Genomic DNA, 21526 nt, shown 5'->3' on the forward strand with positions numbered 1-21526 from the left:
GTCTCCGGATCCAGCTCCCAGATCGTCCGACCGTTCTGGTCACCCAGGAACAACGTGTCCCGCGCCTGCGAGAACGCCACCCCCGCCGGCAGCTGCGCCACCGTGTCATCCACCGACACCAGCTCGCCGTCCTCGACGTACTCGAAGTCGGCCGGGTCCTGCGGCGTCGGGTCCGTCGGGTCGGTGGGATCCGTCGGGTCCGTGGGGTCCGTGGGATCGGTCGGGTCCGTCGGGTCGGTGGGATCCGTCGGGTCCGTCGGGTCCGTCGGGTCCGTCGGATCGTCGGGGTTGGGCTCGCAGCCGAGGCACGGCCCGGGGTCGGTCGGGTCGATGACGTCCGGGTCGGTGTCGTCGGTGACCGCCTTGCCGTGCTCGTTCTTCACGATCGTCAGACCGTCGTAGTACCGGCCGTCGGCGGTCCTCGCCTCGTAGCGCAGCCGGTCGCCCTCGACGTCGACCATCTGGTAGAGCTGCAGCGCACCGCCGAGGCGGCGCAGGTGCGCGCCGTTCTCGGTCCACTGGCGCGGCCCGCCCTCGTACTGCTTCTCGCCGACGACGGAGACGGCGTAGACGGGGCCGTCGTAGGTCCGGTTGGTGTCCCAGCTCGCCGGGTTGCCCTCCTCCGCGGCATCGGTGTTGCCGCGGCCGTAGCCGTGGTCGTGGCCCTGGAGCACCAGGTCGACGTTGTGCTCCTCGAGCACCGGCAGCCAGGAGCTCCGCAGGGCCCGGTTGTTGCGGCCCTCGTCGAGGGGGAAGAGCGGGTGGTGGAAGAAGACGACCGACCACTGGTGGGGGTTGTCGCTGAGCACCCGGTCCAGCCACGCGGTCTGCGCCGCGAGCGGCTCGGCCGAGCTGATGTTGCTGTTGAGGGAGATGAACCGCACGCCCTGGTAGTCGACGTAGTAGACGGAGTCACCGAAGCCGGCGGCCTCGCTCGACGGCCCGTTGTCCGGATAGGCGAACTGGGCCCGGAACTGCCGCGACAGCGTGCCCTCGTACTCGTGGTTGCCGGGCGTGGTCAGGACGTTGGTGGTGCCCGGCACGTAGTCGGCGGCCTCGTAGACCTCCGCCCACTCCTCGTCGCTCTCCGCATCGTTGACCAGGTCGCCGATCTGCAGCACGACCGAGGCGTCCGGCCGGTCGCGGAAGCCGGCGCGCAGCACCCTCGAGGCCTGGGACTTGATCCCGTTCTGCACGTCCCCGAAGTAGAGGAACGAGAAGGGCTCGGCGTCCTCCGTCGCGGTGGTGAAGTGCTGCCACTCGCTGTAGTTGGTGCCGTCGCCGACCCGGTACTGGTAGGTGGTGTCGGGCTGGAGCCCGGTGAGCTCGGCGGTGTGGAACGCCTGGGCGTAGCCGAGGTCCGTGGTCATCGTGGTGGTCTCGGTCGCCTCGACCACCGTGTTGTCGTTCCGGTACGTCAGGCTCGACGCCACCCGCAGCTCCACCCGCGGCTCGGTCACCACGTCGGAGGTGCGCCAGGTGACCGCCTGGCTGGTGGCCGGGGTCTCGGTGGGCGTCAGCGTCACCCGGTCGGGCACCCGGGTGGGTGCGTACGCCGCGGCCGCGTCGAGCGGTGCGGCGTACGCCGGTGCCGGGGTGAGGCCGGCGGTCATGCCGACCGACAGCAGGCCGGCGGTGAGCAGCGCGGCGGTCCGGCGCAGGGTGCGGCCGGGTGCGTGGGGCAGGTGGGACATCGGTGTCCTTCTCCCGTGCGGGGCTGGTGGGTGGGCGGTCGGCCGGCTCATCGGACCCGCACCTTCCGGGTGGCGGACCGCGACGCCTCGACGTCGTCGGTGCCGGCGTAGGTGACCGAGATCCGGTGGAGGCCCCGGTCGAGCGCGGGCAGCCGCAGCGCGAGCCGCCCGTCAGCGTCGAGCCGCTCGGTCAGGACGACGCGCTTCCCGTCCCGCACGACGACGCGGGCGGCCGGGGCCTTCGTCCCGCGGACCTTGACGCGGACGCGGACGACCGGCCTGGCGCCGGCGGCGAGCCGCTTCGGGAGGCCCCGGAGCATCGTGCGCGAGTCCGCCTCGAGCACGCGGACCGTGATCGGCTCGGAGCGGCCGGGAGCGAAGGCGTCCTCCCCTGCGGCCGGCCGGTACGCCGCCGTCAGCTGGTGGGCGCCGGCCGGCAGCCGGCGGGGCAGGCGCATCCGCGCGCGGCCGCTGGCCGACAGGTCGACCTCGCGCAGCACCCGGGAGCCGTCCCGGAAGACGATCGAGCCGCGGGGCGCCGCGCCGTCGACGGCGCCGACCGTGGCGGTCACCCGGACGGTCCTCCGGTCGCCCCAGGTCTGCCGCGCGGCACGGTCGACCGTGATCGCGGGGACGACGGTCGTCGGCTCGGGGTCCGTCGGCTCGGGGTCCGTCGGCTCGGGGTCCGTCGGCTCGGGGTCCGTCGGCTCGGGGTCCGTCGGCTCGGGGTCCGTCGGCTCGGGGTCCGTCGGCTCGGGGTCCGTCGGGCCCGGGTCCGTCGGGCCCGGGTCCGTCGGGCCCGGGTCGGTCGGGCCCTCCTGGCCGGGCACCACGGGCTCCGGCAGCGCGGGCCGGTCGAGGTCGGCACGCTCCGAGCCGGGGCCGGACGCGCGTGGCTGCAGGTCGGTCGTGACCAGCTTCTCGCCGCCGGCCTTGCTGATGGTGAAGCCGTCGATCAGCTCGCCGGAGACGTTCCAGCTCTCCACGTGCAGCTCGTCGTCGGTGACGTCGACGAGCTGGTACATCTGGGTCTCCTCGACCATCGCCCGCAGGTGCGCGTCGTTGGCGACCCAGTTGTTCGACTCCGGCGGGTCGGCGACGTAGTACTTCGGCCCCGCGACCGAGACCAGGTAGACCGGGCCGCGGTGGCTGTCCTCCGCCGAGGCGCCCGCCGGCAGGTCCTGCTCGTTCGCGAAGAGGTTGCCGCGTCCGTAGGTGTGGTCGTGGCCCTGCAGGACCAGGTCGACGTCGTGCTCCTCGAGCAACGGCAGCCACGCGTTGCGGATGGTCGCGTTGTCGCGGCCCGAGGCCACCGAGAAGAGGGGGTGGTGGAAGGTGACGACCGTCCACCGGTTCGGGTTGTCGGTCAGGCGCTGCTCCAGCCAAGCCGTCTGGGCGGCCATCACCTCGGTGTCGTGCGGGTGGTTGCTGTTGAGGGAGATGAAGCGGACGCCCTGGTAGTCGGTGGACCACACCGAGCCGCGCAGCAGGCCCTCGACCCGGTCGGAGGCCTGCGGGCCGTTGTCGGGGTACCCGAAGTTTCGCCAGTACGGCGTGAGCCCCGGCCCCGGGTAGTACTCGTGGTTGCCCGGCGTCGCGACCAGGTTCATCGAGCGCATCGCGAACCCGGCGGCGTCGTACCACTGGCCCCACTCGGCGTCCGAGACGTCGGTGTCGGTGAGGTCCCCGACGTGCAGGGCGACCTTCGCGTAGGGCCGTGCCTCGGTCGCCTCGCGGAAGGCGCGCGAGACATAGGACTTCACGTCGTTCTGGGCGTCGCCGTAGGTGACGAAGGAGAAGTCCTCGAAGGACTCCTCGGCAGTCGTGAACTCCGACCACTCGCTCCAGGTCTCGCCGTCGCCCACCCGGTAGAGGTAGGTCGTGCCGGGCTGCAGGCCGTCGACGGTCGCCCGGTGCTCGGCCATCACGTAGCCGAGGTCGGCGGTGCGGGTCTCGGTCGTCCCGGTCACCGTGCGCTCCGGCTCGACGACGCCCGCCGACGGGGCGGCCAGCTGCACGCGCGGCGCACCGGCCTCGGGCGAGCTGCGCCAGCTAAGGTGCTGGGAGGTCGCCGGGTCCGCCGTCGGCGTCAGCGCGATGCGGTCGGGGGCGGCGGTGGGCCGGTAGAGGAGGGCAGGGTCGACAGCTGGCGGCGCGAGGCCGCCGGCGGCGAGGGCGACGACGCCCGTGGCGGTGCTGGTGGCCAGGACCGCGCCGACGACCAGCATGGTCGTCCGGGTGCGGAGCCGGCGACGCCAGGGCGCGCGAGAACCGGTGGTCATGGAGAACCTCTCGAGAAGGCGGCGAGCACCGCGTCAGGGCAGGGAGGGCGCACCGTCCGCCATCCCGAGAAGGGCGCCGGGCGCCGCGACGCTAGCGCCGCCCGGAGAACCCTGGACAGACCCTAAGATGCCTCTTCACCAGCCGTTCGCACACCACTCCCTGAGCCGCCACCTGCCGGGGCAGCGGGTCACCTGCCGTTCACCCGGCGGTGCCACACTGGCCAGCGTGACGCTCGAGACCGGACCCGACGAGGACCACCTGCCACGCGAGGACGCGCCGCACGAGTCGTTCGACGTCGACCCGCCGTACGTCCCCGACCACGAGGCTCTCGCCGCGGTCGAGAAGTACGACGACCGCTTCCTCGACCGCGAGCTGTCCTGGCTGCGGTTCAACCAGCGGGTGCTCGAGCTCGCCGAGGACCGATCGCTGCCGCTGCTGGAGCGCGCCCGCTTCCTGGCGATCTTCACCAGCAACCTCGACGAGTTCTTCATGGTCCGGGTGGCCGGCCTCAAGCGGCGCATCGCCGCCGGGCTGGCGGTGCGCGCCGCCTCCGGCCTGATGCCGCGCGAGGTGCTCGAGTGCATCTGGGAGACCGCCCGCGAGCTGAGCCAGCGGCAGGCGCGTGTCTTCCGCGACGACATCATCCCCGAGCTCCGCGACCACGGCATCGAGATCGTCCGGTGGTCCGACCTGGACCCGGACGAGCAGAAGTACTGCAAGAAGCTCTTCAAGGACCGGGTCTTCCCCGTCCTGACCCCGCTCGCCGTCGACCCGGCCCACCCGTTCCCCTACATCTCGGGGCTCTCGCTCAACCTCGCGGTCGTGCTGCGCAACCCCGAGACGGCCAAGGAGCACTTCGCCCGGGTCAAGGTGCCGCCGATCTTCGCCCGGTTCGTCCCGCTGGGCAACGCCCGGTTCGTGCCGCTCGAGGACGTCATGCGCGAGCGGCTCAAGCGCCTCTTCCCGGGCATGGAGGTGCTCGAGGTCCACACCTTCCGCGTCACCCGCAACGAGGACCTCGAGGTCGAGGAGGACGACGCCGAGAACCTCCTCGCGGCGCTCGAGAAGGAGCTGCTCCGCCGCCGCTTCGGCCCGCCCGTCCGGCTCGAGGTGGAGGAGTCGATCAGCCCCGCGGTGCTCGACCTGCTCGTCTCCGAGCTCGGCGTCACCCGCGACGAGGTCTTCCGCCTCCCCGGCCCCCTCGACCTGCGCGGGCTGCACGGGATCGCCGACCTCGCGCGCGAGGAGCTGAAGTACCCCGCCTTCGTCCCCACCACCCACGCGAAGCTCGCCGAACGCGAGTCCGCGGCGCCGGTCGACGTCTTCAAGGCCGCGCGCCGCCACGACGTGCTGCTGCACCACCCGTACGACTCCTTCGCCACCTCCGTGCAGCGCTTCATCGAGCAGGCCGCGGCCGACCCGCACGTGCTGGCGATCAAGCAGACGCTCTACCGCACCTCCGGCGACTCGCCGATCATCGACGCCCTCATCGACGCAGCCGAGGCCGGCAAGCAGGTGCTGGTCATCGTCGAGATCAAGGCCCGCTTCGACGAGCAGGCGAACATCCGCTGGGCACGCAAGCTCGAGCAGGCCGGCTGCCACGTCGTCTACGGCATCGTCGGCCTCAAGACCCACTGCAAGCTGTCGCTGGTGGTGCGCGACGAGGGCGACGGCATCCGCCGCTACACCCACATCGGCACCGGCAACTACAACCCCAAGACGTCGCGCCTCTACGAGGACATCGGGCTGATCACCACCAACGAGGCCATCGCCGACGACGTGGCCCAGCTGTTCAACAACCTCTCCGGCTGGTCGCGCAACGCCTCCTACGAGCAGCTGCTCGTCGCGCCCGACTCGGTCCGCACCGGCCTCGTCGACCGGATCCACCGGGAGATCGGCCACCACCGCGCCGGCCGACCGGCCCGGATCCGGTTCAAGGCCAACTCGATCGTCGACGAGGCGGTCATCGACGCGCTCTACCTCGCCTCGCAGGAGGGCGTGCCCGTGCAGCTGCTCGTGCGCGGCATCTGCGCGCTGCGGCCCGGCGTACCCGGCCTGTCGGAGACGATCGAGGTGCGCTCGGTGCTCGGCCGGTTCCTCGAGCACAGCCGGGTCTTCTGGTTCGACAACGGCGGGGAGCCGGAGGCCTGGATCGGCTCGGCCGACATGATGCACCGCAACCTCGACCGCCGCGTGGAGGTGCTCGTGCACCTGCCGGGCCCGGAGAGCTGCTCGGCCGTGGACGAGCTGCTGACGCTGGCCTTCGACGCCGACACCGACGCGTGGATCCTCGGCCCCGACGGGACGTGGGAGCGCTCCCACGGTGACGTGCACCTCCAGGAGACCCTGATCGAGCGCCAGCGCACGCGCCGCACGGCGGGTTGAGCCTCCGTCGCTTGCATGATGGCGCGCTGACTCCCCTACGCTGTCAGCCGTCGTTCACCCCTCGTTCAGGAGCCACTCCGTGGGTATGCGTTTCCGGCCGGTAGAGGCCAGCTTCTACGACCTCTTCACCGAACTGGCCAACCACCTCGTCACCGGCGCCGGCATCCTCGCCGAGATGCTTGCCGACGGGGCCGACCACGAGGCCGTCGCCGAGCGGATGCGCGACGCCGAGCACGCGGCCGACGAGGCGACGCACGCCATCATCAAGCGGGTCAACAGCACCTTCATCACGCCGTTCGACCGCGAGGACATCTACGCCCTGGCCTCCGGCCTCGACGACGTCATGGACATGATGGACGAGGTCGTCGACATGATCCACCTCTACGAGGTGCGCGCGATGCCGGCCGAGCTGTCGGCCCAGGTCGAGCTCCTCCAGCGGTGCGCCGAGCTGACCGCCGCCGCGATGCCGAACCTGCGCTCGATGCAGTCGCTCGACGAGTACTGGATCGAGATCAACCGGCTCGAGAACGCCGGCGACAAGAACCACCGGCGGATCCTCGCCAACCTCTTCGGCGGCGACTACAAGACCATCGAGGTGCTCAAGCTCAAGGACATCGTCGAGGCCCTCGAGGACGCCATCGACGCGTTCGAGAAGGTCGCCAACACGGTGGAGCAGATCGCCGTCAAGGAGTCCTGACGGTGGAGATCGCGATCATCGTCGCGGTGGTCGTGGTGGCCCTGGTGTTCGACTACACCAACGGGTTCCACGACGCGGCCAACGCCATCGCGACGTCGGTGTCCACGCGCGCGCTCACGCCGCGGGTCGCCCTCGGCCTCGCGGCCGTCATGAACTTCATCGGTGCCTTCCTCGGCCAGAAGGTCGCCAAGACGGTCGCCGACGTCATCCAGTTCAGCCCCGAGCAGCTCGATCCGAACGCCGCCGCCTCGGTGACCGTGCACGCGCTGGTGATCGTCATGTGCGGCCTGCTCGGCGCGATCATCTGGAACATGCTCACCTGGTACTACGGGCTGCCGTCGTCCTCCTCCCACGCCCTCATCGGCGGGCTGGGCGGCGCGGCGATCGCCGGCGGGGTGAGCGTCAACTGGGACACGGTCCTCAACAAGGTCGTCATCCCCATGCTGGTCTCGCCGCTCTTCGCGTTCGGCGCCGGCTTCCTCGTGATGGTGGCCATCATGTGGATCTTCCGACGGGTCAACCCACACCGGGCCAACCGCGGCTTCAAGCTCGCCCAGACCGCCTCGGCCGCCGCGATGGCGCTCGGACACGGTCTCCAGGACGCCCAGAAGACGATGGGCGTCATCTTCCTCGCCCTGCTCGCCGGCGGGTACGTCAGCGAGGGCGACCCGCTCCCGCTGTGGGTCATCTTCGCCGCCGCGGCCGCCATCTCCGCCGGCACCTGGGCCGGCGGCTGGCGGATCATGCGCACGCTGGGCCGCCGGATCATCCACCTCGACCCGGCGCGCGGCTTCGCCGCGGAGTCCGTGGCCGCGTCGGTGCTCTACACGACGGCGTACGCCTTCGAGGCGCCGATCTCCACCACCCACACCATCACCTCCGCGGTCATGGGCGTCGGCGCGACCAAGCGGTTCTCGGCCGTCCGGTGGGGCGTGGCCCGGTCCATCGTCGTGGCGTGGGTGCTCACCTTCCCCGCCGCCGCCTCCGCCGCTGCGGCGACGTACTACTTCGCGCACTTCGTGCTGCGCTTGGGCTGAGGCCCGGGTTCCCCCACGTCCGGCGGCGGGGTGGTCACGCCGGGGGGCGGTGCGACTCGGTGGCCACGACCTCACCGGCACGGTGGTGGACCACGAGCAGCCCGGCCGGGCGGAGCCTGGGGTCGGGCACGCCGGCTCCGGCGAAGACGTGCGGCAGGACCGGCCGGTGGGTGCACAGGACGGCCCGCTCACGCGACTCGAGGAGCCCGCGGACGACCTTCCCGACCGAGTCGACCGTGAACTGCTCCTCGGTCAGGGCCGGCTCCTCGACGAGGTCGAGGCCGCGCGCGCCGGCGTACGGCAGGACCGTCTCGACGCAGCGGGTCGAGGGCGAGGTGACCACGCGGCCCGCGGCGTACGCATCGAGGATCGGCACCAGCGCGAGGGCCTCCTCGCGGCCGGCAGGGGCGAGCGGCCGCAGCCGGTCGTCCTCGCGCCACTGCTTGCGCGGGTGCGCCTGGCCGTGGCGGAGCACGACGAGCGGCCGCGTCTTGCGGGGCACGGCGAGCGCCTCGGCGAGGGTGACCCGGTCGTGGTCGTAGCTCAGGACGGAGGCGGCCTCCTCCGCCGAGAACCAGGCGACCCGATCGATCTCGTCACCGCAGGTGTGGCCCGAGACGTCGGCCGCGTCGGGGTCGCGGAGCCGGCCGACCCAGTAGTGCACGGTCTTCATCCGGCCGCCCGCGACCGGGTAGCGCTGGCCGGTCAACGGCGGCCCGAGGCGTACGGCGAGGCCCGTCTCCTCGGCCACCTCGCGCACGGCCGCGGTGATGGCGTGCTCGCCGGGGTCCAGCTTGCCCTTCGGGAACGACCAGTCGTCGTACTTCGGCCGGTGCACGAGCACCACCCTCCGGCCCGGCCCGAGGACGACGGCCCCCGCGGCGTGCACGTCCGGCGAGGGGTCGGGGCGTGGTGCCATGGTCGTTAGTCTCACACCCGTGCGCAGCCGACGAACCATCGTGGTGGGCCTGGCCGTCGTCCTGGCCCTCGTGCTCGTCGGCGGCCTCGTGGTCGGGGTGCGCTGGTGGGTCGACCGGGACCGCAGCGAGCTCGAGCGCGCGATGGGCGTGGCGCCGGCGGACGGAGAGCGGTTCTCCTTCACCGACTGGCGTGCCGTCCGCACCGCGCTCGACGCCGGCCTGGATGCCGGCTCGGAGTCCGGCGAGGTCGAGGAGTTCCTGAACGAGGCGTTCGCGGCGGACCTGGCGGCCACGTCGGCCCTGGTGGCGTCCGCCGCCACGCTGCAGGTGCAGTACGGCTTCTCCCCCGCGACGCTCGGGTGGGAGCTCTTCGCCCAGGGCGCGGCCGGCGCGGTGGTGGTGATGGACCTCGGCGAAGACGCCGACCTGGACACGGTGGCCGAGCGGCTCACCCGGCTCGGCTACGAGGAGCCCGACGAGCAGGACGGGGTCTGGACGGGCGGCGACGAGCTGCTCGCGCGCATCGGCGGGGTGACGCCCGAGCTCGCCCACGTCGCGCTCGACCGGGACCGCGGCCTCGTGGCGGCCAGCGACAACGCGGAGTACCTGCGCGGGCTCGTGGCCGACGACGGGCTGACGGGTCTCGAGGGCGACGACGCCGACGACGTCGCCGCCGCGGTCGAGGCGACCGGCGACCCGCTCGCGGCGGCCGTCTACACCGGCGGCCACGTCTGCGGAGCCCTCTCCATGGGGCAGGCCGACGCCGGCGACCACGCGGCCGGCGAGCAGCTGGTCGACAAGGCCGGCGGCGTACACGTCCTGCAGTCGTTCGTGATGGCCGCGCTCCCGGACGGCGACATCCGCGTCGCGATGGCGCTCGAGACCGGCGACCAGGCCCGCGAGGACGCCGACAGCCGGGCGGAGCTGGCCTCCGGGCCCGCACCGGGCCAGGGCGGCGACTTCGCCGACCGCTTCGAGCTCGGCCCGGTCAGCGCCGAAGGGCGCGTCGTCACGATGGACCTCGACCCGGTGGAGGGCAGCTACGTGCTCTCCGACCTCAGCACCGGGCCGGTGCTCTTCGCGACCTGCTGAGCCGCCGGCCGTGCCACCGCGCGAGTCGGCGTGGCGTGCTTCTCAGGGGATCCCGTCGGCCTCAGCGGAAGGTCCGCAGCCGCAGGCTGTTGGCCACCACGAAGACCGACGACAGCGCCATGGCGGCGCCGGCGAGCATCGGGTTGAGCAGGCCGGCCGCGGCCAGCGGCAGGGCAGCCACGTTGTAGCCGAACGCCCACACCAGGTTCGAGCGGATCGTGCCGAGCGTGCGCCGGGAGAGGCGTACGGCGTCCGCGGCCACCCGGAGGTCACCGCGCACGAGGGTGAGGTCGCTGGCCTCGATGGCGACGTCGGTGCCGGCCCCCATCGCGATGCCGAGGTCGGCCTGGGCGAGCGCCGCGGCGTCGTTGACCCCGTCGCCCACCATCGCGACGACCCGGCCCTGCTCCTGCAGCCGGCGCACGTGGTCGACCTTCTCCTCGGGCATCACGCCCGCGACCACGTCGTCGATGCCCACCTCCGCCGCGACCGCACGGGCCGCGCGCTCGTTGTCGCCGGTGAGGAGCACCGGCGCCAGCCCGAGCGAGCGGAACCGGGCGACGGCCTCGGCCGACCCGTCCTTGACCGTGTCGGCCACGACGAGCACGCCGCGGGCCCGGCCGTCCCACCCGACCGCGACGGCGGTGCGGCCGCGGGCCTCGGCCGCGTCGACCGCGGCGACCAGCGACGCCTCGAGCGGGAGCCCCTGCTCGGCCAGGAGCGACGGGCGGCCCACGACGACGTCGTGGCCCTCGACCCGGCCGCGGACGCCGAGACCGGCCAGCGCGGCGAAGCCGTCCACCTCACCGGAATGCCCCGCCGCGATCGCCCGGGCGATCGGGTGCTCGGACGCGGACTCCAGGACGCCGGCCAGACGCCGTACGTCGGCGGGGTCGGTGCCCTCGGCGGCGACCACGTCGGCCAGCGACATCTCGCCGGTGGTGACCGTGCCGGTCTTGTCAAGCACGACGGTGTCGACGCGTCGGGTCTGCTCGAGCGCCTCCGGTCCGCGGACCAGGATGCCGAGCTGGGCCCCGCGGCCGGTGCCCACGAGCAGAGCCGTCGGCGTGGCCAGCCCGAGGGCGCACGGGCAGGCGATGATGAGCACGGAGACGGCCGCGGCGAAGGCGGCGGAGGTCGCGACGCCGGAGCCCAGCCAGAATCCGAGGGTGGCGACGGCCAGCACGACGACGACGGGGACGAAGACCCCGGAGACCCGGTCGGCGAGCCGCTGTGCACGCGCCTTGCCGCTCTGGGCGTCCTCGACGAGGCGGGCCATCTGGGCGAGCCGGGTGTCGGCACCCACCCGGGTGGCGCGGACGACCAGGCGGCCACCGGCGTTGACGGTGGCGCCGGTGACGGTGTCGCCGGGTCCGACCTCGACGGGCACCGGCTCGCCGGTCAGCATCGAGGCGTCGACCGCCGACGTCCCGCCCTCCACGACACCGTCGGTCGCGATCTTCTCCCCGGGCCGCACGACGAAGACGTCGCCGACCACCAGCTGGTCGGCCGGCATGGCGGTCTCCACACCGTCGCGCAGCACGACGACGTCCTTGGCACCGAGGTCGAGCAGCGCGCGGAGCGCGTCGCCGGCCCGCCGCTTGGACCGCTTCTCGAAGTAGCGACCGGCGAGCAGGAACGTCGTGACGCCGGCGGCGACCTCGAGGTAGATGTTGGACAGGCCGTCGGTGCGGTCGACGCTGATCTCGAAGGCGTGGGTCATCCCCGGCTCGCCGGCCGTCCCGGCGAACAGCGCCACCAGCGACCACCCGAACGCGGAGAGGACACCCAACGACACGAGGGTGTCCATCGTGGTCGCGCCGTGCCGCAGGTTGGTCCACGCGGCGCGGTGGAACGGCCACGCCCCCCACACCGCTACCGGCGCTGCGAGCGTGAGCGAGAGCCACTGCCAGTACTCCACCTGCAGCGCCGGCACCATCGCCATCGCGATGACCGGCACGCTCAGCACGGCGCTGACCAGCAGCCGGTCCCTCAGCCCGTCGAGCTCCGCGTCGCGGGCCGGCTCTTCTGCCGGCGCCTCACGTTCGGGCTGGGGCAGCGCGGCGGCGTACCCGGCTGCCTCCACGGTGCGCAGCAGGTCCTCCGGGGTCACCGTCTCGGGGAAGCTGACCCGCGCCTTCTCGGTGGCGTAGTTGACGCTCGCCTCCACGCCGTCGAGCTTGTTGAGCTTCCGCTCGATCCGGTTCGCGCACGACGCGCAGGTCATGCCGGAGATCGACAGCTCGAGGTCAGTGGTCATGACTGTGTCCATCCTCGGTCTCCTGGTTGCTGGACCCGTCGGAGGGCTCCTCCTGGACGGGATGCTCCTCCGCGGGGTCGGTGTCCATGCCGTCGTCGTCCGTGCCGTGGTCGTCCGTGCCGTGGTCGTGGCTGCCGTGGTCGTGACCGGCCCCGTCGACCTGGACAGTGAACGCCGCGGTGCGGACGACGCCGTCGTGCTTGAAGTCGAGGAAGAGCCGGTAGGAGCCGGCGCTGGGGAACGAGGTGTGGAACGCGCCGCCCTCGGGGTGCACGTGCACGTAGCCGAGGTCGCCGGCGCGCAGCGCGACGAGGTGCCCGGTGGAACCGAGGTACGGCTCCAGGTCGGTCACCACCTCGCCGTCCCGGCTGACCGTCGCGGTCACGACCGACTCGGCGCCGGCGGTGAAGCTGCCGCCGAGGTTGACGTCGTACCCGTCGACGGTGTCGGCGAGGTCCTGCCCGCCGACCCGCTCCGGCTGGAAGTCTCCGGGCACAAACAGGTCGGCGCCGAGGACGTGCGGCTCGCCCCCGGCCGCCTGGAAGTCGGCCAGGACCCGCCACGCGCCGGGCTCGAGGTCGACCGGCACCCGCCAGGTGCCGTCGGCGTCCCGCTCCGGGTGGAGGTGCTGGAAGCCGGTCAGGTCACGGCGTACGACGATGAGGTGCAGCTCCTTCTCGTGCACCACGTCGTAGTCGGTGACCGGCCCGTCGCCGCCCTCGATCGTGAAGGCGACCTCGCGTCGGCCGGGCTCGAGGATCGTCTCGCGCAGCGTCAACGCGTGGCCGCCCTCGCTCATCTGGAGCCCGCCGGCCAGCGCGGCGCCGTGGTCGTGACCGCCCTCGTCGGTGGTGCTGTCGTCCGTAGCCGCGTGGCCGTGGTCCCCACCCGAGGCGGACGCGAGGTCCTCGTCCGGGCCGACCCAGCGGCCGAGGCCGAGACTCGCGACGAGCACGAGGGCGAGCACGGCGAGGAACCCGAGCACGCGGGTGGGAGTGCGCATCAGGCGAGCTCGTAGCCGGCTTCCGCGACCGCCGCGGCGACGGCGTCCCGCTGGAGCGGCTCGGTGCTGGTGACGACGACCTCGCCGGTGGCGTGGTCGGCGGTGACGGACTCGACGCCGGCGATCTCGCCGACCTCCTCGCGGACCGAGGCCTCGCAGTGGCCGCAGGTCATGCCGGAGACGGTCCAGGTGGTGGTGGTGCTCATGAGGTCCTCCTAGGGGTGGGGTCGGTCAGCTCTTGACCAGGCGGGTGATGGCGGCCATGGCCTCGGCCACCTTGGCCCGGCCCTCCTCGTCGCCGGCCCGGGCCGCGTCGACGACGCAGTGGTGCATGTGCTCGTCGAGCAGCGCGAGCGAGACGGCTTCGAGGGCCTTCGTCATGGCGGAGACCTGGGTGAGGATGTCGATGCAGTACTGCTCCTCCTCGACCATCCGCTGCAGGCCGCGAGCCTGCCCCTCGATGCGGCGCAGCCGCTTGAGGTGGTCGTCCTTGCGCGCGAGGTACCCGTGCTGGTGGCCGTGCTCCGCGCCACGGCCGTCCGTCTGCGTCCCGGTCATGTGCTCAACGGTACCCCCTGGGGGTATGTCCTTCAAGCCGCGAGGTCGCAGGTGAGGCACCAGACAAAGCAACGAGCCCGCCGGCTGCTGCCGGCGGGCTCGTGGGTTGCGTGGTGGTGCGTGGTGGCGGCTCAGCCGTCCTCGCGGGGGCTGGGGACGACGCCGAGGATGCGGTCGATCTCCTCGGCCTCGAGGTGCTCGTCGGACTCGCTGGCCGCGATGATCAGGTTGGTGGTGAGCTCCACCTCGCCCAGCAGGTCGGCGTCCTCCAGCGTCACGTCGAACTGGTCGTGCACAGGGGCCTCCTCCAGCTGACGCGTCGGGTGCGGGTTCTCGTTCATCCGCCGGAACATTCCCCTCCGACTCTACGGGCAAACCTCTCGGACCGAAGTGGCCCGTTGTGATGGTTGGCGCCCCGCCCGTCTGGGCCCCCACGAACGGCACGAGGCCCCACCCGGTACGGGTGGGGCCTCGCGCGGAGACAGTGACAGGTGCTGCCAGGTCTCCTCTGGAGTGCTCGAGTCAGACTCGAGAGCTCAGACGGGGCGAACGTTCTCCGCCTGCGGGCCCTTCGGGCCCTGGGTGACGTCGAACTCGACCTTCTGGTTCTCGTCCAGGGACTTGTAGCCCTGGGTCTGAATCGCCGAGTAGTGCACGAAGACGTCGTCGCCGCCGTCCTCCTGCGCGATGAAGCCGAAGCCCTTCTCAGCGTTGAACCACTTCACGGTGCCCTGAGCCATTGTGCTCAATCCTCTTTCGTCGGGGCGAGAGCCGCCACCTCGGCGACCCGCACCAGATGCGGTGACACGTCGCTCCGACCCGTGATTGGAACACCACAAACCAGAAACGCCGTTGGATCACAAACTCCGCGGGCGTCAGACCAGCTGGAACTTGCACCTGTTGCAGACACGACAGTACCAAGCCTTGGCCCAGGACAAACCTTCCGCGGCCGCTTTTGTGGACCACGAACGTGAAGGTTGCGTGGCGGACACGTAACACGAGGGCAACCGCGGGCCGCACGCGTCGCCGTCGACCCCCGGCGGACGCAGACGTGGACGAGCCATGGACGTCGCTTTACCGCGCCGTTACCCCGCCAGTGCGAGCATGGGAGAGCACCGCGGAAGCGGTCGAGGCGATCTGGGGGGATCATGAAGGTTGTTGCCGTCTACACCACGCTGCTCGTCCGCGACGGGGCCGACGAGCAGGAGGTGCGGGACCTCGTCGACGAGGCCGGCCTCCTGATTCGCGCCAGCAGCGTCCTGGCAGACGACGACGACGCGTACTCCTCGAGCACCGTCATCCACTCGCTGCCGGAGTACCTGGCCGCGACCGCCTGAGGGACGGCGGCCCGCCGGCCCGGTCACCCGGCCGCGCCCTCCTGGACCTCGTCGTCCACCTCGATGTCGAAGTCGACCCGTTCACCATCGACCTCGGTCACCGTCACCGTCAGTCCGACCTCGTCGGCCCCGGCCGTGAGGGTGCACCGCATGGTCTCGCCGACTCCGCCCGCAAGGTCTCGGGGCAGTCCACCTCGTCAGGGGCGACGCCGACCGTCTCCTCCAGCTGGGCCGAGACCTCTTCCTCGAGGGCGCCCTCCTCCACGCTGGCGGACGACGAGCAGCCGGCCAGTCCGAGGGTGGCGACCAGGGGCAGGGCCAGGAGCGTCCTCATCACGCCGACATCATGGCGCACCTCGACCCGGTGGCACTCCAGTCGAGGCGTACGCTGCTCCGACGCGGGAGCCGCCCGGGTGTCCTCCGGCGCCAGTCGACGACCCGGCTCCGCACGGGCCTCTAGCTCAATGGGCAGAGCAGGAGACTTTTAATCTCTTGGTTGTGGGTTCGAGTCCCACGGGGCCCACCCCGGCACCCGGCGGCACCCGCGGCACCGCGAGGGGCCGGCGGTCACTCCTGGGCGTCGCTGCGCGGATGCCCCTCCTCGCCGCTCTTGGCGGACTCGTCGGGGAAGGTCTCGCCGGTGGGGTGCCCGCCACCCGGGGAACCCTGTGCCGGGTCGTACTGACCGGCCGCTGCGGGACCGTCGGTGGTCGAGGACTGCTGGGCCTGCTCGGCGTCGTCGTCGAGGTGCCCGGTCTGCTTCGTCTCGTCGGTCATGGTCCGCCGGTACCCGACACGTCGCCCGGCACGCACGAGACGCTCACGAGCCGCTCATGAGCGCGACACGCCCGGTTCACCCCGTGCCGCCACGGTTCGACCATGCGCGTCGCGATCGTGACCGAGTCCTTCCTGCCGCAGGTGAACGGTGTGGCCAACACCGTCCGCCACGTCGTCGACCGGCTCGCCGCCACCGGGCACGAGCCGCTCGTCGTCGCACCCGGCCCCGGCCCCACGTCGTACGGCGGGGCCGAGGTGGTCCGCGTGCGGTCGGTGGCCCTGCCCGGCTACAAGTCGTTCCCGCTCGGCCTGCCGGACCGCGCCGTCCAGCAGGCGCTCGAGCGCTTCGGGCCCGACATCGTCCACCTGGCCTCGCCGATCATGCTCGGCGCGGTCGGTCTCCGGGCCGCCCGGCGGCTCGACGTGCCGACGGTGGCGGTCTACCAGACCGACGTGGCCGGCTTCGCCAAGCAGTACGGTGCCGGCGCCGAGGCCGTCGTCGGGCGGGGCGTCGGCCGCGGGATCGACCGCTGGGTCGCCCACCTGCACCGGCGCGCGGACCGGAACCTCGTGCCGTCGCGGTCCTCCTGGGAGCAGCTCGCCTCCCTCGACGTCCCGGAGCTCCACCTGTGGCGCCGCGGCGTCGCGCTCGACCTCTTCGACCCCGGTCACCGCGACGAGGAGCAGCGCCGGACCTGGACCGGCGGCGACGGCCGCACGGTGGTCGGGTACGTCGGCCGCCTCGCCCAGGAGAAGCAGGTACGCCGCCTCCTCGAGCTCGACGGTCTCCGCGACGTCCACCTGGTCGTCATCGGCGACGGCCCGGAGCGCGAGTGGCTGCAGGACCGGCTCCCCCACGCGACCTTCACCGGCATGCTGCGCGGCGCCGAGCTCGCGCGGGCGTTCGCCGGCCTCGACGTCTTCGTCCACACCGGCGAGGCGGAGACGTTCTGCCAGACCGTCCAGGAGGCCCAGGCCAGCGGCGTCGCCGTCGTCGCCCCCGCCGCGGGCGGCCCGCTCGACCTCGTCGACCACGGCCGCACCGGCTGCCTCTACGACGTCGCCGATCCCGCAGCCCTGCGGGCGACGGTCGAGGGGCTGGTGGCCGACCCGGTCGGCCGGGTGCGGATGGCACGCGCCGGCCGGCGAGCAGTCGCCGGCCGGTCCTGGGCCACGGTGGTCGACGAGCTGGTCGGCCACTACGACGCCGTCCTCGGCGCCGCGCCGGCGCGGGTCGCGGCCTGAGGTGCGCGTCGCACAGCTGGCCAACTTCGTCGGCCCCACCTCGGGCGGGATGAAGACGGCGCTCGACGCGCTGGGGCGCGGGTACGTCGACGCGGGCGTCGCGCGCCTGCTGGTCGTCCCCGGCCCCGAGGACCGGCACCTCGAGACCGACCAGGGCGACGTCGTGCAGCTGCGCGCGCCGCGGGTCGGCGGGGGCTACCGGTTGATCGTCGAGCCGTGGCGGGTCACCGACCTGCTCCGGCACTTCGCGCCGACCTCGCTCGAGGTCTCCGACAAGTCGACGCTGCTCCCGGTCACCGGGTGGGCCCGTCGGGCCGGCGTCGCCTCGCTGCTGCTCTCCCACGAGCGGCTCGACGCGATGCTCTCGCTGCGCACCGGCCTGCCGGTGCAGGTGACGCCGCTCAACCGGGCGCTGGTACGCCGCTACGACCGGGTCGTGGTGACCTCGCGGTACGCCGAGGCGGAGTTCAGCGCGCTGGCCGGCCCGGCGGCGACGCCGCTGCACCGGGTGCCGCTCGGGGTGGACCTCGAGACGTTCCGCCCGGCGGTCGAGGCAGCGGAGCGCGGTGGGCCTCCCGGCGGCGCCGCCGGCGGCCCGCTGCGGCTGGTCCACGCCGGCCGGCTGTCGCGGGAGAAGAGCCCGCACCTGGCCGTCGCGACCGCGATGGCGCTGCACCGGCGCGGCGTACCGCTGCAGATGGACGTGTACGGCGACGGGCCGCACCGCGACGAGCTCGAGGCCCTGGCGGCGGGCGGGCCGGTGACCTTCCACGGCCACGTCGCCGGCCGGGACCGGCTCGCCGCGCGCCTGGCGCAGGCGGACGTGTCGCTGTCGGTGTGCCCGGGCGAGACGTTCGGCCTCTCGGTGCTGGAGGCGCTGGCCTGCGGCACGCCGGTGGTCACCGCCGACGAGGGTGGCGCCCGCGAGCTGGTCGACGACCGGTCCGGAGGGTGGGCACCGGCGGATGCCGAGTCGCTGGCCGACGCCGTCCTCCGCGTGGCCGCCCGCGACCCCCGGCAGCGGCGGGTGGCGGCACGTCGCCGGGCCGAGCAGTACCCGTGGTCACGGACCGTCGAGGCGATGCTCGACCTGCACGACCTCAGCCGCCGACCGGCTGGCGTAGCGGGGCTGCGACCGCTCGCCGGTGGGCGACGACCTGCGTGAGGGCCACGCCCACCACCAGCACCACGGCGACCGCGATGTCGGTGCCGCGCGCCCGCAGCGTGGAGTCCAGCGGCGCCACCAGGCCGGTCAGCCCGACGACCCCGACCAGCGTCGCGTCGGCCCGCGGGCCGAGCCGGACGGCCGCGAGGAACGGCAGCGCCCACAGGGCGTACCAGTGGTGCACCACCGGTCCGAGGACGACCAGCACCAGGGCGACCAGCCCCGTCGTCCACACCGCAGCCGAGGGCACACCGGTCGGCGCGCGGAGCGCCATCCAGGCGGCGAACGCCAGCGCGGCCAGCGTCCCCAGCAGCCGGACGACGTCGACCGGGTAGGGACCCGGCAGGTCGGCGACCTGCTGCACCCAGGAGAGCAGCTGGCCGAGCTGGGTGGTGATCGACAGGGGCGTGCGCGCGACGCCCGGCACGCCGAGCGCGTGGACCCACCCGACGCCGAGCCCGCTGGCCACCCCGGTGGCGACCAGGACGCCCACCGAGACCGCCGCGACGAGCACCAGGCGGCGCACCCGGTCGGCCCGGGAGGCCACCAGCGGCAGCGAGACCAGGGCCACCGCGATGCAGACCAGGCCACCGGGCAGCTTGACCGCCGCCGCGAGCCCCCCGAGGGACGCCGCCAGCACCCAGCGCTGCTCGATCGCCACGACCAGCGCCATCGCCATCAACCCCACCATGAGCAGGTCGTTGTGGAGCCCCGCGACGCCGTGCGCCAGCATCAGCGGCCCGGGGAGCACCAGCGCAGCGGCGTACACCCGGTCGCGCCCGCACGCGTCCGCGAGCCGCGGCACGGCGTGCGCCAGGAGGACCAGGCCGGCCACTGCGAGCAGGCGGTGCGCGACGACGAGCTCCCAGGGGTCGTGCGTCAGGCCGGCCGCGAGCGCGCCCCACATGAGGGGGATCGGGCCGTACGGCGCGGTGGTGTCCATCCACAGCGGGTCGACGGCCTCGACGATCGGCCCGCCCAGGATCGAGGGCCCGGTCTCGTACGGCGAGTAGCCCAGCCGCGTCATGACGCCCTGCGCGGCGTAGCTCCAGCCGTCGCGGCTGAACATCGCCGGCGCGACGAGCAGCGGGGCGGCCCACCACGCCGTCGCCCGGTTGACCAGCACGAGGTCGCCCGCGCCCCGGCGGACGACCCGGAGCAGCTCCAGCCAGGCCATGCCGAGCAGGCCCAGGCCGAGGATCACCACCGCCAGGCCGACGAGCCGACCTGGCGTGTCGTGCCGCAGCGGAAGGGCGTCGAGGTCGTTCGACGGTGGCAGGACGGAGACCACCAGGCCACCGAGGAGCACGAGGACGGACCCGAGAAGCCCACGAGCGATCACGGGCGCAGGCTAGGCGCGCTGCGGGGGCACTTCAGCGACGCCGCCGTGAACGCGACGGGAACCCTCGGGGCCGGTCACCGGGTCGTCACCTCCACGCCACCTCCGGGTCATCCGGACCGGGTCAGGTGTGGCCCGTGGGTCGTGGATGGTGGGTCGGAGGAGCAACGGTCACGGGTGCGCTGCTGGGCGGTGCGGTCGGTGCCCGGGAGCTGCTCGCCGCCCAGGCACGAGCGGCGCGGGCCGTGGTCGGCAAGCCGCTCGGCGAGGACGCCCACCGGGCCGACCGGGTCTGGAAGAAGTCCTACGGCGACCCGATCGACCTCCTGGTGCTCGGCGACTCGATCGCGGCCGGCCTCGGCGCCGACGGGCCGAAGGGCACGTTCGGCGCCCAGCTCGCCCGACGGCTGGCCCCGAAGGCGCGGCGCTCGGTGCGCCTGCACACCGCGGCGGTGGTCGGGGCGGAGTCCTCGATGCTGCGCGCCCAGCTCGCGGGCCTGCCGGCGGGCTACCGGCCCGACGTGGCGGTGATCGTGGTCGGCGGGAACGACGTGACGCACCGGGTCAAGGTGGCCGACTCCTGCCAGCACCTGGCCGAGGCGATCCTCGCCCTGCGCGAGCTCGACGTTCCCGTCGTCGTCGGCACCTGCCCCGACCTCGGTGCACTGACGGTGCTGCAGCAGCCGCTGCGCACGCTGGCGCGGGTCGCGTCGCGGCAGCTCGCCTCGGCCCAGCGCGACGTCGCCGTCCGCCACGGGGCGCTCGCCGTCTCGCTCGCCGACGTGGTCGGTCCCTTCTTCGTGACCCGGCCCGACGAGATGTTCGCCGCCGACCGCTTCCACCCCTCGACCGCGGGCTACAAGCGCACCGCCAAGGCCGTCCTGCCGAGCGTGCTCGCGGCCCTCTCGCTGACCGAGGAGCTGCCGCACGGTCACCACCCGCCGCTCAGCACGGGCGCGACGGCGGTGGTCGTGCCGACGAAGTCACGCGACGACCGTCCGGAGGGACCGCTCCACGCGTAGTTTGGACCCATGCCGGACCACACGGACCCGGGTTCCGACCTCTTCGACCGCTGGCTGACGCACCACGCGCAGACCGCCGGCGACCGACCCGCGCCCCAGGCGCCCGGCGGTGCCGAGGAGCGCGCGCAGGACGACGAGCTCCCGGCCGGGTCGCCCGCCGAGTCCGAGACCAGCCAGTCCGGGACCAGCAAGTCCGGGGCCAGCGAGGCTGTCGAGGCCGCGGCGGAGCCGCCTGCCGAGCCGACCCCCGAGCCGCCTACCGAGCCGACCCCCGAGCCGGCACCCGAGCCCACTCCAGAGCCCACCCCAGAGCCCACCGCAGCCGAGGACGCCGGGGACTCGGCCACCGACCCGCTGTTCGACGCCACCTTCGTGCCCGACCCGGTCGCTCCCGCCCCGCTCTTCGAGACCACCTCGGCCGACGGCCAGCCGCTGCCGGACTTCGAGCCGGTCATCATCCCCTCCGCGCGCCGACCGAAGCCGGAGCCGCGGTTCGGCCGGCGCCGCGGCCGCCGGGGGCAGTCCAGGGAGGACGCGCCGCCCGCGGAGCTCTCGCCCGACGAGGCGACGGCCGACGACGCCGCGGCCCGGGCACGGGAGGTCGAGGACGACGCCGCTCGCGAGGCGGCCCAGGAGCTCGACGCGGAGGCGCGCCGGCGCGCCGAGGAGGCACGGCTCGAGGCGGAGGCCCGGATCGCCGCCCAGGTCGAGG

General features: G+C 73.3%; 21 protein-coding genes, 1 tRNA gene and 1 pseudogene. 10 read left to right on the forward strand and 13 right to left on the reverse strand.

Going from position 1 to position 21526, the window contains the following annotated elements; genetic code table 11:
* Both ACSMHG_RS18280 and ACSMHG_RS18285 read right to left on the reverse strand, forming a co-directional pair.
* Nucleotides 1-1694: purple acid phosphatase family protein (locus tag ACSMHG_RS18280; RefSeq protein ID WP_435747789.1), on the reverse strand; the 1694-nt coding region annotated here is incomplete at its 3' end.
* Between the two features lie 47 nt (nucleotides 1695-1741).
* On the reverse strand, nucleotides 1742-3976 hold the full coding sequence (locus ACSMHG_RS18285) for an Ig-like domain repeat protein (protein ID WP_435747791.1): 2235 nt from the start codon (nucleotides 3974-3976) through the stop codon (nucleotides 1742-1744).
* A gap of 259 nt (nucleotides 3977-4235) precedes the next feature.
* Here ACSMHG_RS18285 and ACSMHG_RS18290 point away from each other — a divergent pair, with 259 nt between their 5' ends.
* From ACSMHG_RS18290 to ACSMHG_RS18300, 3 genes are all read left to right on the forward strand, one after another.
* Nucleotides 4236-6362 (forward strand): RNA degradosome polyphosphate kinase, encoded by a 2127-nt coding sequence (locus ACSMHG_RS18290; RefSeq protein WP_435747824.1) that lies wholly within the window; start codon nucleotides 4236-4238, stop codon nucleotides 6360-6362.
* A 79-nt stretch (nucleotides 6363-6441) separates the two neighbouring features.
* A complete protein-coding gene (locus tag ACSMHG_RS18295; protein WP_435747793.1) occupies nucleotides 6442-7059 on the forward strand; it encodes a DUF47 domain-containing protein in 618 nt (205 codons plus the stop codon).
* A gap of 2 nt (nucleotides 7060-7061) precedes the next feature.
* Nucleotides 7062-8096: an inorganic phosphate transporter gene (locus tag ACSMHG_RS18300; protein WP_435747795.1), complete on the forward strand. Its 1035-nt coding sequence runs from the start codon at nucleotides 7062-7064 to the stop codon at nucleotides 8094-8096.
* Between the two features lie 34 nt (nucleotides 8097-8130).
* Here the strand turns inward: ACSMHG_RS18300 and ACSMHG_RS18305 are convergent, their stop codons facing one another.
* Entirely contained in the window at nucleotides 8131-9015 is an 885-nt protein-coding gene (locus ACSMHG_RS18305) for an NUDIX hydrolase (RefSeq protein ID WP_435747797.1), read from the reverse strand.
* A 19-nt stretch (nucleotides 9016-9034) separates the two neighbouring features.
* Here ACSMHG_RS18305 and ACSMHG_RS18310 point away from each other — a divergent pair, with 19 nt between their 5' ends.
* Nucleotides 9035-10108, forward strand: a complete 1074-nt coding sequence (locus ACSMHG_RS18310; protein ID WP_435747799.1) for a hypothetical protein — start codon at nucleotides 9035-9037, stop codon at nucleotides 10106-10108.
* A gap of 61 nt (nucleotides 10109-10169) precedes the next feature.
* Here ACSMHG_RS18310 and ACSMHG_RS18315 read toward each other — a convergent pair whose 3' ends face one another.
* The 6 genes from ACSMHG_RS18315 to ACSMHG_RS18340 form a co-directional block, all read right to left on the reverse strand.
* Nucleotides 10170-12368: a heavy metal translocating P-type ATPase gene (locus ACSMHG_RS18315; protein WP_435747801.1), complete on the reverse strand. Its 2199-nt coding sequence runs from the start codon at nucleotides 12366-12368 to the stop codon at nucleotides 10170-10172.
* Nucleotides 12358-13371 carry a DUF8832 domain-containing protein gene (locus ACSMHG_RS18320; RefSeq protein WP_435747803.1) on the reverse strand — a complete coding sequence of 338 codons (1014 nt, stop codon included), beginning with the start codon at nucleotides 13369-13371 and terminating at the stop codon, nucleotides 12358-12360. The genes ACSMHG_RS18315 and ACSMHG_RS18320 overlap by 11 nt, the downstream gene beginning before the upstream one ends.
* A complete protein-coding gene (locus tag ACSMHG_RS18325; RefSeq protein WP_435747805.1) occupies nucleotides 13371-13577 on the reverse strand; it encodes a heavy-metal-associated domain-containing protein in 207 nt (68 codons plus the stop codon). The genes ACSMHG_RS18320 and ACSMHG_RS18325 overlap by 1 nt, the downstream gene beginning before the upstream one ends.
* Before the next feature lie 25 nt (nucleotides 13578-13602).
* On the reverse strand, nucleotides 13603-13929 hold the full coding sequence (locus ACSMHG_RS18330; protein ID WP_435747807.1) for a metal-sensitive transcriptional regulator: 327 nt from the start codon (nucleotides 13927-13929) through the stop codon (nucleotides 13603-13605).
* A 131-nt stretch (nucleotides 13930-14060) separates the two neighbouring features.
* On the reverse strand, nucleotides 14061-14270 hold the full coding sequence (locus ACSMHG_RS18335; RefSeq protein WP_435747809.1) for a hypothetical protein: 210 nt from the start codon (nucleotides 14268-14270) through the stop codon (nucleotides 14061-14063).
* A gap of 195 nt (nucleotides 14271-14465) precedes the next feature.
* Nucleotides 14466-14669 carry a cold-shock protein gene (locus tag ACSMHG_RS18340; protein ID WP_056863399.1) on the reverse strand — a complete coding sequence of 68 codons (204 nt, stop codon included), beginning with the start codon at nucleotides 14667-14669 and terminating at the stop codon, nucleotides 14466-14468.
* Nucleotides 14670-15077: 408 nt separating this feature from the next.
* Here ACSMHG_RS18340 and ACSMHG_RS18345 point away from each other — a divergent pair, with 408 nt between their 5' ends.
* Nucleotides 15078-15266 carry a hypothetical protein gene (locus ACSMHG_RS18345; RefSeq protein ID WP_435747812.1) on the forward strand — a complete coding sequence of 63 codons (189 nt, stop codon included), beginning with the start codon at nucleotides 15078-15080 and terminating at the stop codon, nucleotides 15264-15266.
* Nucleotides 15267-15289: 23 nt separating this feature from the next.
* Here ACSMHG_RS18345 and ACSMHG_RS19560 read toward each other — a convergent pair whose 3' ends face one another.
* Together ACSMHG_RS19560 and ACSMHG_RS18350 are read right to left on the reverse strand one after the other, a co-directional pair.
* Nucleotides 15290-15418, reverse strand: a complete 129-nt coding sequence (locus ACSMHG_RS19560) for a hypothetical protein (protein ID WP_494338343.1) — start codon at nucleotides 15416-15418, stop codon at nucleotides 15290-15292.
* Nucleotides 15376-15600 carry a DUF4333 domain-containing protein gene (locus ACSMHG_RS18350; protein WP_494338342.1) on the reverse strand — a complete coding sequence of 75 codons (225 nt, stop codon included), beginning with the start codon at nucleotides 15598-15600 and terminating at the stop codon, nucleotides 15376-15378. Before ACSMHG_RS18350 ends, ACSMHG_RS19560 begins: the two co-directional genes overlap by 43 nt.
* A 116-nt stretch (nucleotides 15601-15716) precedes the next feature.
* Between ACSMHG_RS18350 and ACSMHG_RS18355 the strand changes: the two genes are divergently transcribed.
* A tRNA-Lys gene (locus ACSMHG_RS18355) sits at nucleotides 15717-15789 on the forward strand.
* Nucleotides 15790-15833: 44 nt separating this feature from the next.
* Here the strand turns inward: ACSMHG_RS18355 and ACSMHG_RS18360 are convergent.
* Entirely contained in the window at nucleotides 15834-16043 is a 210-nt protein-coding gene (locus ACSMHG_RS18360) for a hypothetical protein (RefSeq protein ID WP_435747814.1), read from the reverse strand.
* 102 nt (nucleotides 16044-16145) lie between these two features.
* Between ACSMHG_RS18360 and ACSMHG_RS18365 the strand changes: the two genes are divergently transcribed.
* Both ACSMHG_RS18365 and ACSMHG_RS18370 read left to right on the forward strand, forming a co-directional pair.
* On the forward strand, nucleotides 16146-17288 hold the full coding sequence (locus ACSMHG_RS18365) for a glycosyltransferase family 4 protein (RefSeq protein ID WP_435747816.1): 1143 nt from the start codon (nucleotides 16146-16148) through the stop codon (nucleotides 17286-17288).
* A 1-nt stretch (nucleotide 17289) separates the two neighbouring features.
* Nucleotides 17290-18453 carry a glycosyltransferase gene (locus ACSMHG_RS18370; protein ID WP_435747818.1) on the forward strand — a complete coding sequence of 388 codons (1164 nt, stop codon included), beginning with the start codon at nucleotides 17290-17292 and terminating at the stop codon, nucleotides 18451-18453.
* Here ACSMHG_RS18370 and mptB read toward each other — a convergent pair.
* Nucleotides 18389-19795: a polyprenol phosphomannose-dependent alpha 1,6 mannosyltransferase MptB gene (mptB, locus tag ACSMHG_RS18375; protein WP_435747820.1), complete on the reverse strand. Its 1407-nt coding sequence runs from the start codon at nucleotides 19793-19795 to the stop codon at nucleotides 18389-18391. The two genes, ACSMHG_RS18370 and mptB, sit on opposite strands and share 65 nt — an antisense overlap.
* Before the next feature lie 134 nt (nucleotides 19796-19929).
* Between mptB and ACSMHG_RS18380 the strand changes: the two genes are divergently transcribed.
* Nucleotides 19930-20814: an SGNH/GDSL hydrolase family protein gene (locus ACSMHG_RS18380; protein WP_435747822.1), complete on the forward strand. Its 885-nt coding sequence runs from the start codon at nucleotides 19930-19932 to the stop codon at nucleotides 20812-20814.
* A gap of 9 nt (nucleotides 20815-20823) precedes the next feature.
* A pseudogene (locus ACSMHG_RS18385) lies at nucleotides 20824-21526 on the forward strand (hypothetical protein); the annotation flags it as partial.

The organism is Nocardioides ureilyticus, assembly GCF_051280745.1.
Taxonomy (GTDB): domain Bacteria; phylum Actinomycetota; class Actinomycetes; order Propionibacteriales; family Nocardioidaceae; genus Nocardioides.

What these genes read in the sequence shown, in the direction of transcription:
- ACSMHG_RS18285 (WP_435747791.1), bottom strand. Translation starts at nt 3,976, where the DNA reads ATGACCACCGGTTCTCGCGCGCCCTGGCGTCGCCGGCTCCGCACCCGG.
- ACSMHG_RS18305 (WP_435747797.1), bottom strand. Translation starts at nt 9,015, where the DNA reads ATGGCACCACGCCCCGACCCCTCGCCGGACGTGCACGCCGCGGGGGCC.
- ACSMHG_RS18315 (WP_435747801.1), bottom strand. Translation starts at nt 12,368, where the DNA reads ATGACCACTGACCTCGAGCTGTCGATCTCCGGCATGACCTGCGCGTCG.
- ACSMHG_RS18320 (WP_435747803.1), bottom strand. Translation starts at nt 13,371, where the DNA reads ATGCGCACTCCCACCCGCGTGCTCGGGTTCCTCGCCGTGCTCGCCCTC.
- ACSMHG_RS18325 (WP_435747805.1), bottom strand. Translation starts at nt 13,577, where the DNA reads ATGAGCACCACCACCACCTGGACCGTCTCCGGCATGACCTGCGGCCAC.
- ACSMHG_RS18330 (WP_435747807.1), bottom strand. Translation starts at nt 13,929, where the DNA reads ATGACCGGGACGCAGACGGACGGCCGTGGCGCGGAGCACGGCCACCAG.
- ACSMHG_RS18335 (WP_435747809.1), bottom strand. Translation starts at nt 14,270, where the DNA reads ATGAACGAGAACCCGCACCCGACGCGTCAGCTGGAGGAGGCCCCTGTG.
- ACSMHG_RS18340 (WP_056863399.1), bottom strand. Translation starts at nt 14,669, where the DNA reads ATGGCTCAGGGCACCGTGAAGTGGTTCAACGCTGAGAAGGGCTTCGGC.
- ACSMHG_RS18345 (WP_435747812.1), top strand. Translation starts at nt 15,078, where the DNA reads ATGAAGGTTGTTGCCGTCTACACCACGCTGCTCGTCCGCGACGGGGCC.
- ACSMHG_RS19560 (WP_494338343.1), bottom strand. Translation starts at nt 15,418, where the DNA reads ATGCGGTGCACCCTCACGGCCGGGGCCGACGAGGTCGGACTGACGGTG.
- ACSMHG_RS18350 (WP_494338342.1), bottom strand. Translation starts at nt 15,600, where the DNA reads ATGAGGACGCTCCTGGCCCTGCCCCTGGTCGCCACCCTCGGACTGGCC.
- ACSMHG_RS18360 (WP_435747814.1), bottom strand. Translation starts at nt 16,043, where the DNA reads ATGACCGACGAGACGAAGCAGACCGGGCACCTCGACGACGACGCCGAG.
- ACSMHG_RS18365 (WP_435747816.1), top strand. Translation starts at nt 16,146, where the DNA reads ATGCGCGTCGCGATCGTGACCGAGTCCTTCCTGCCGCAGGTGAACGGT.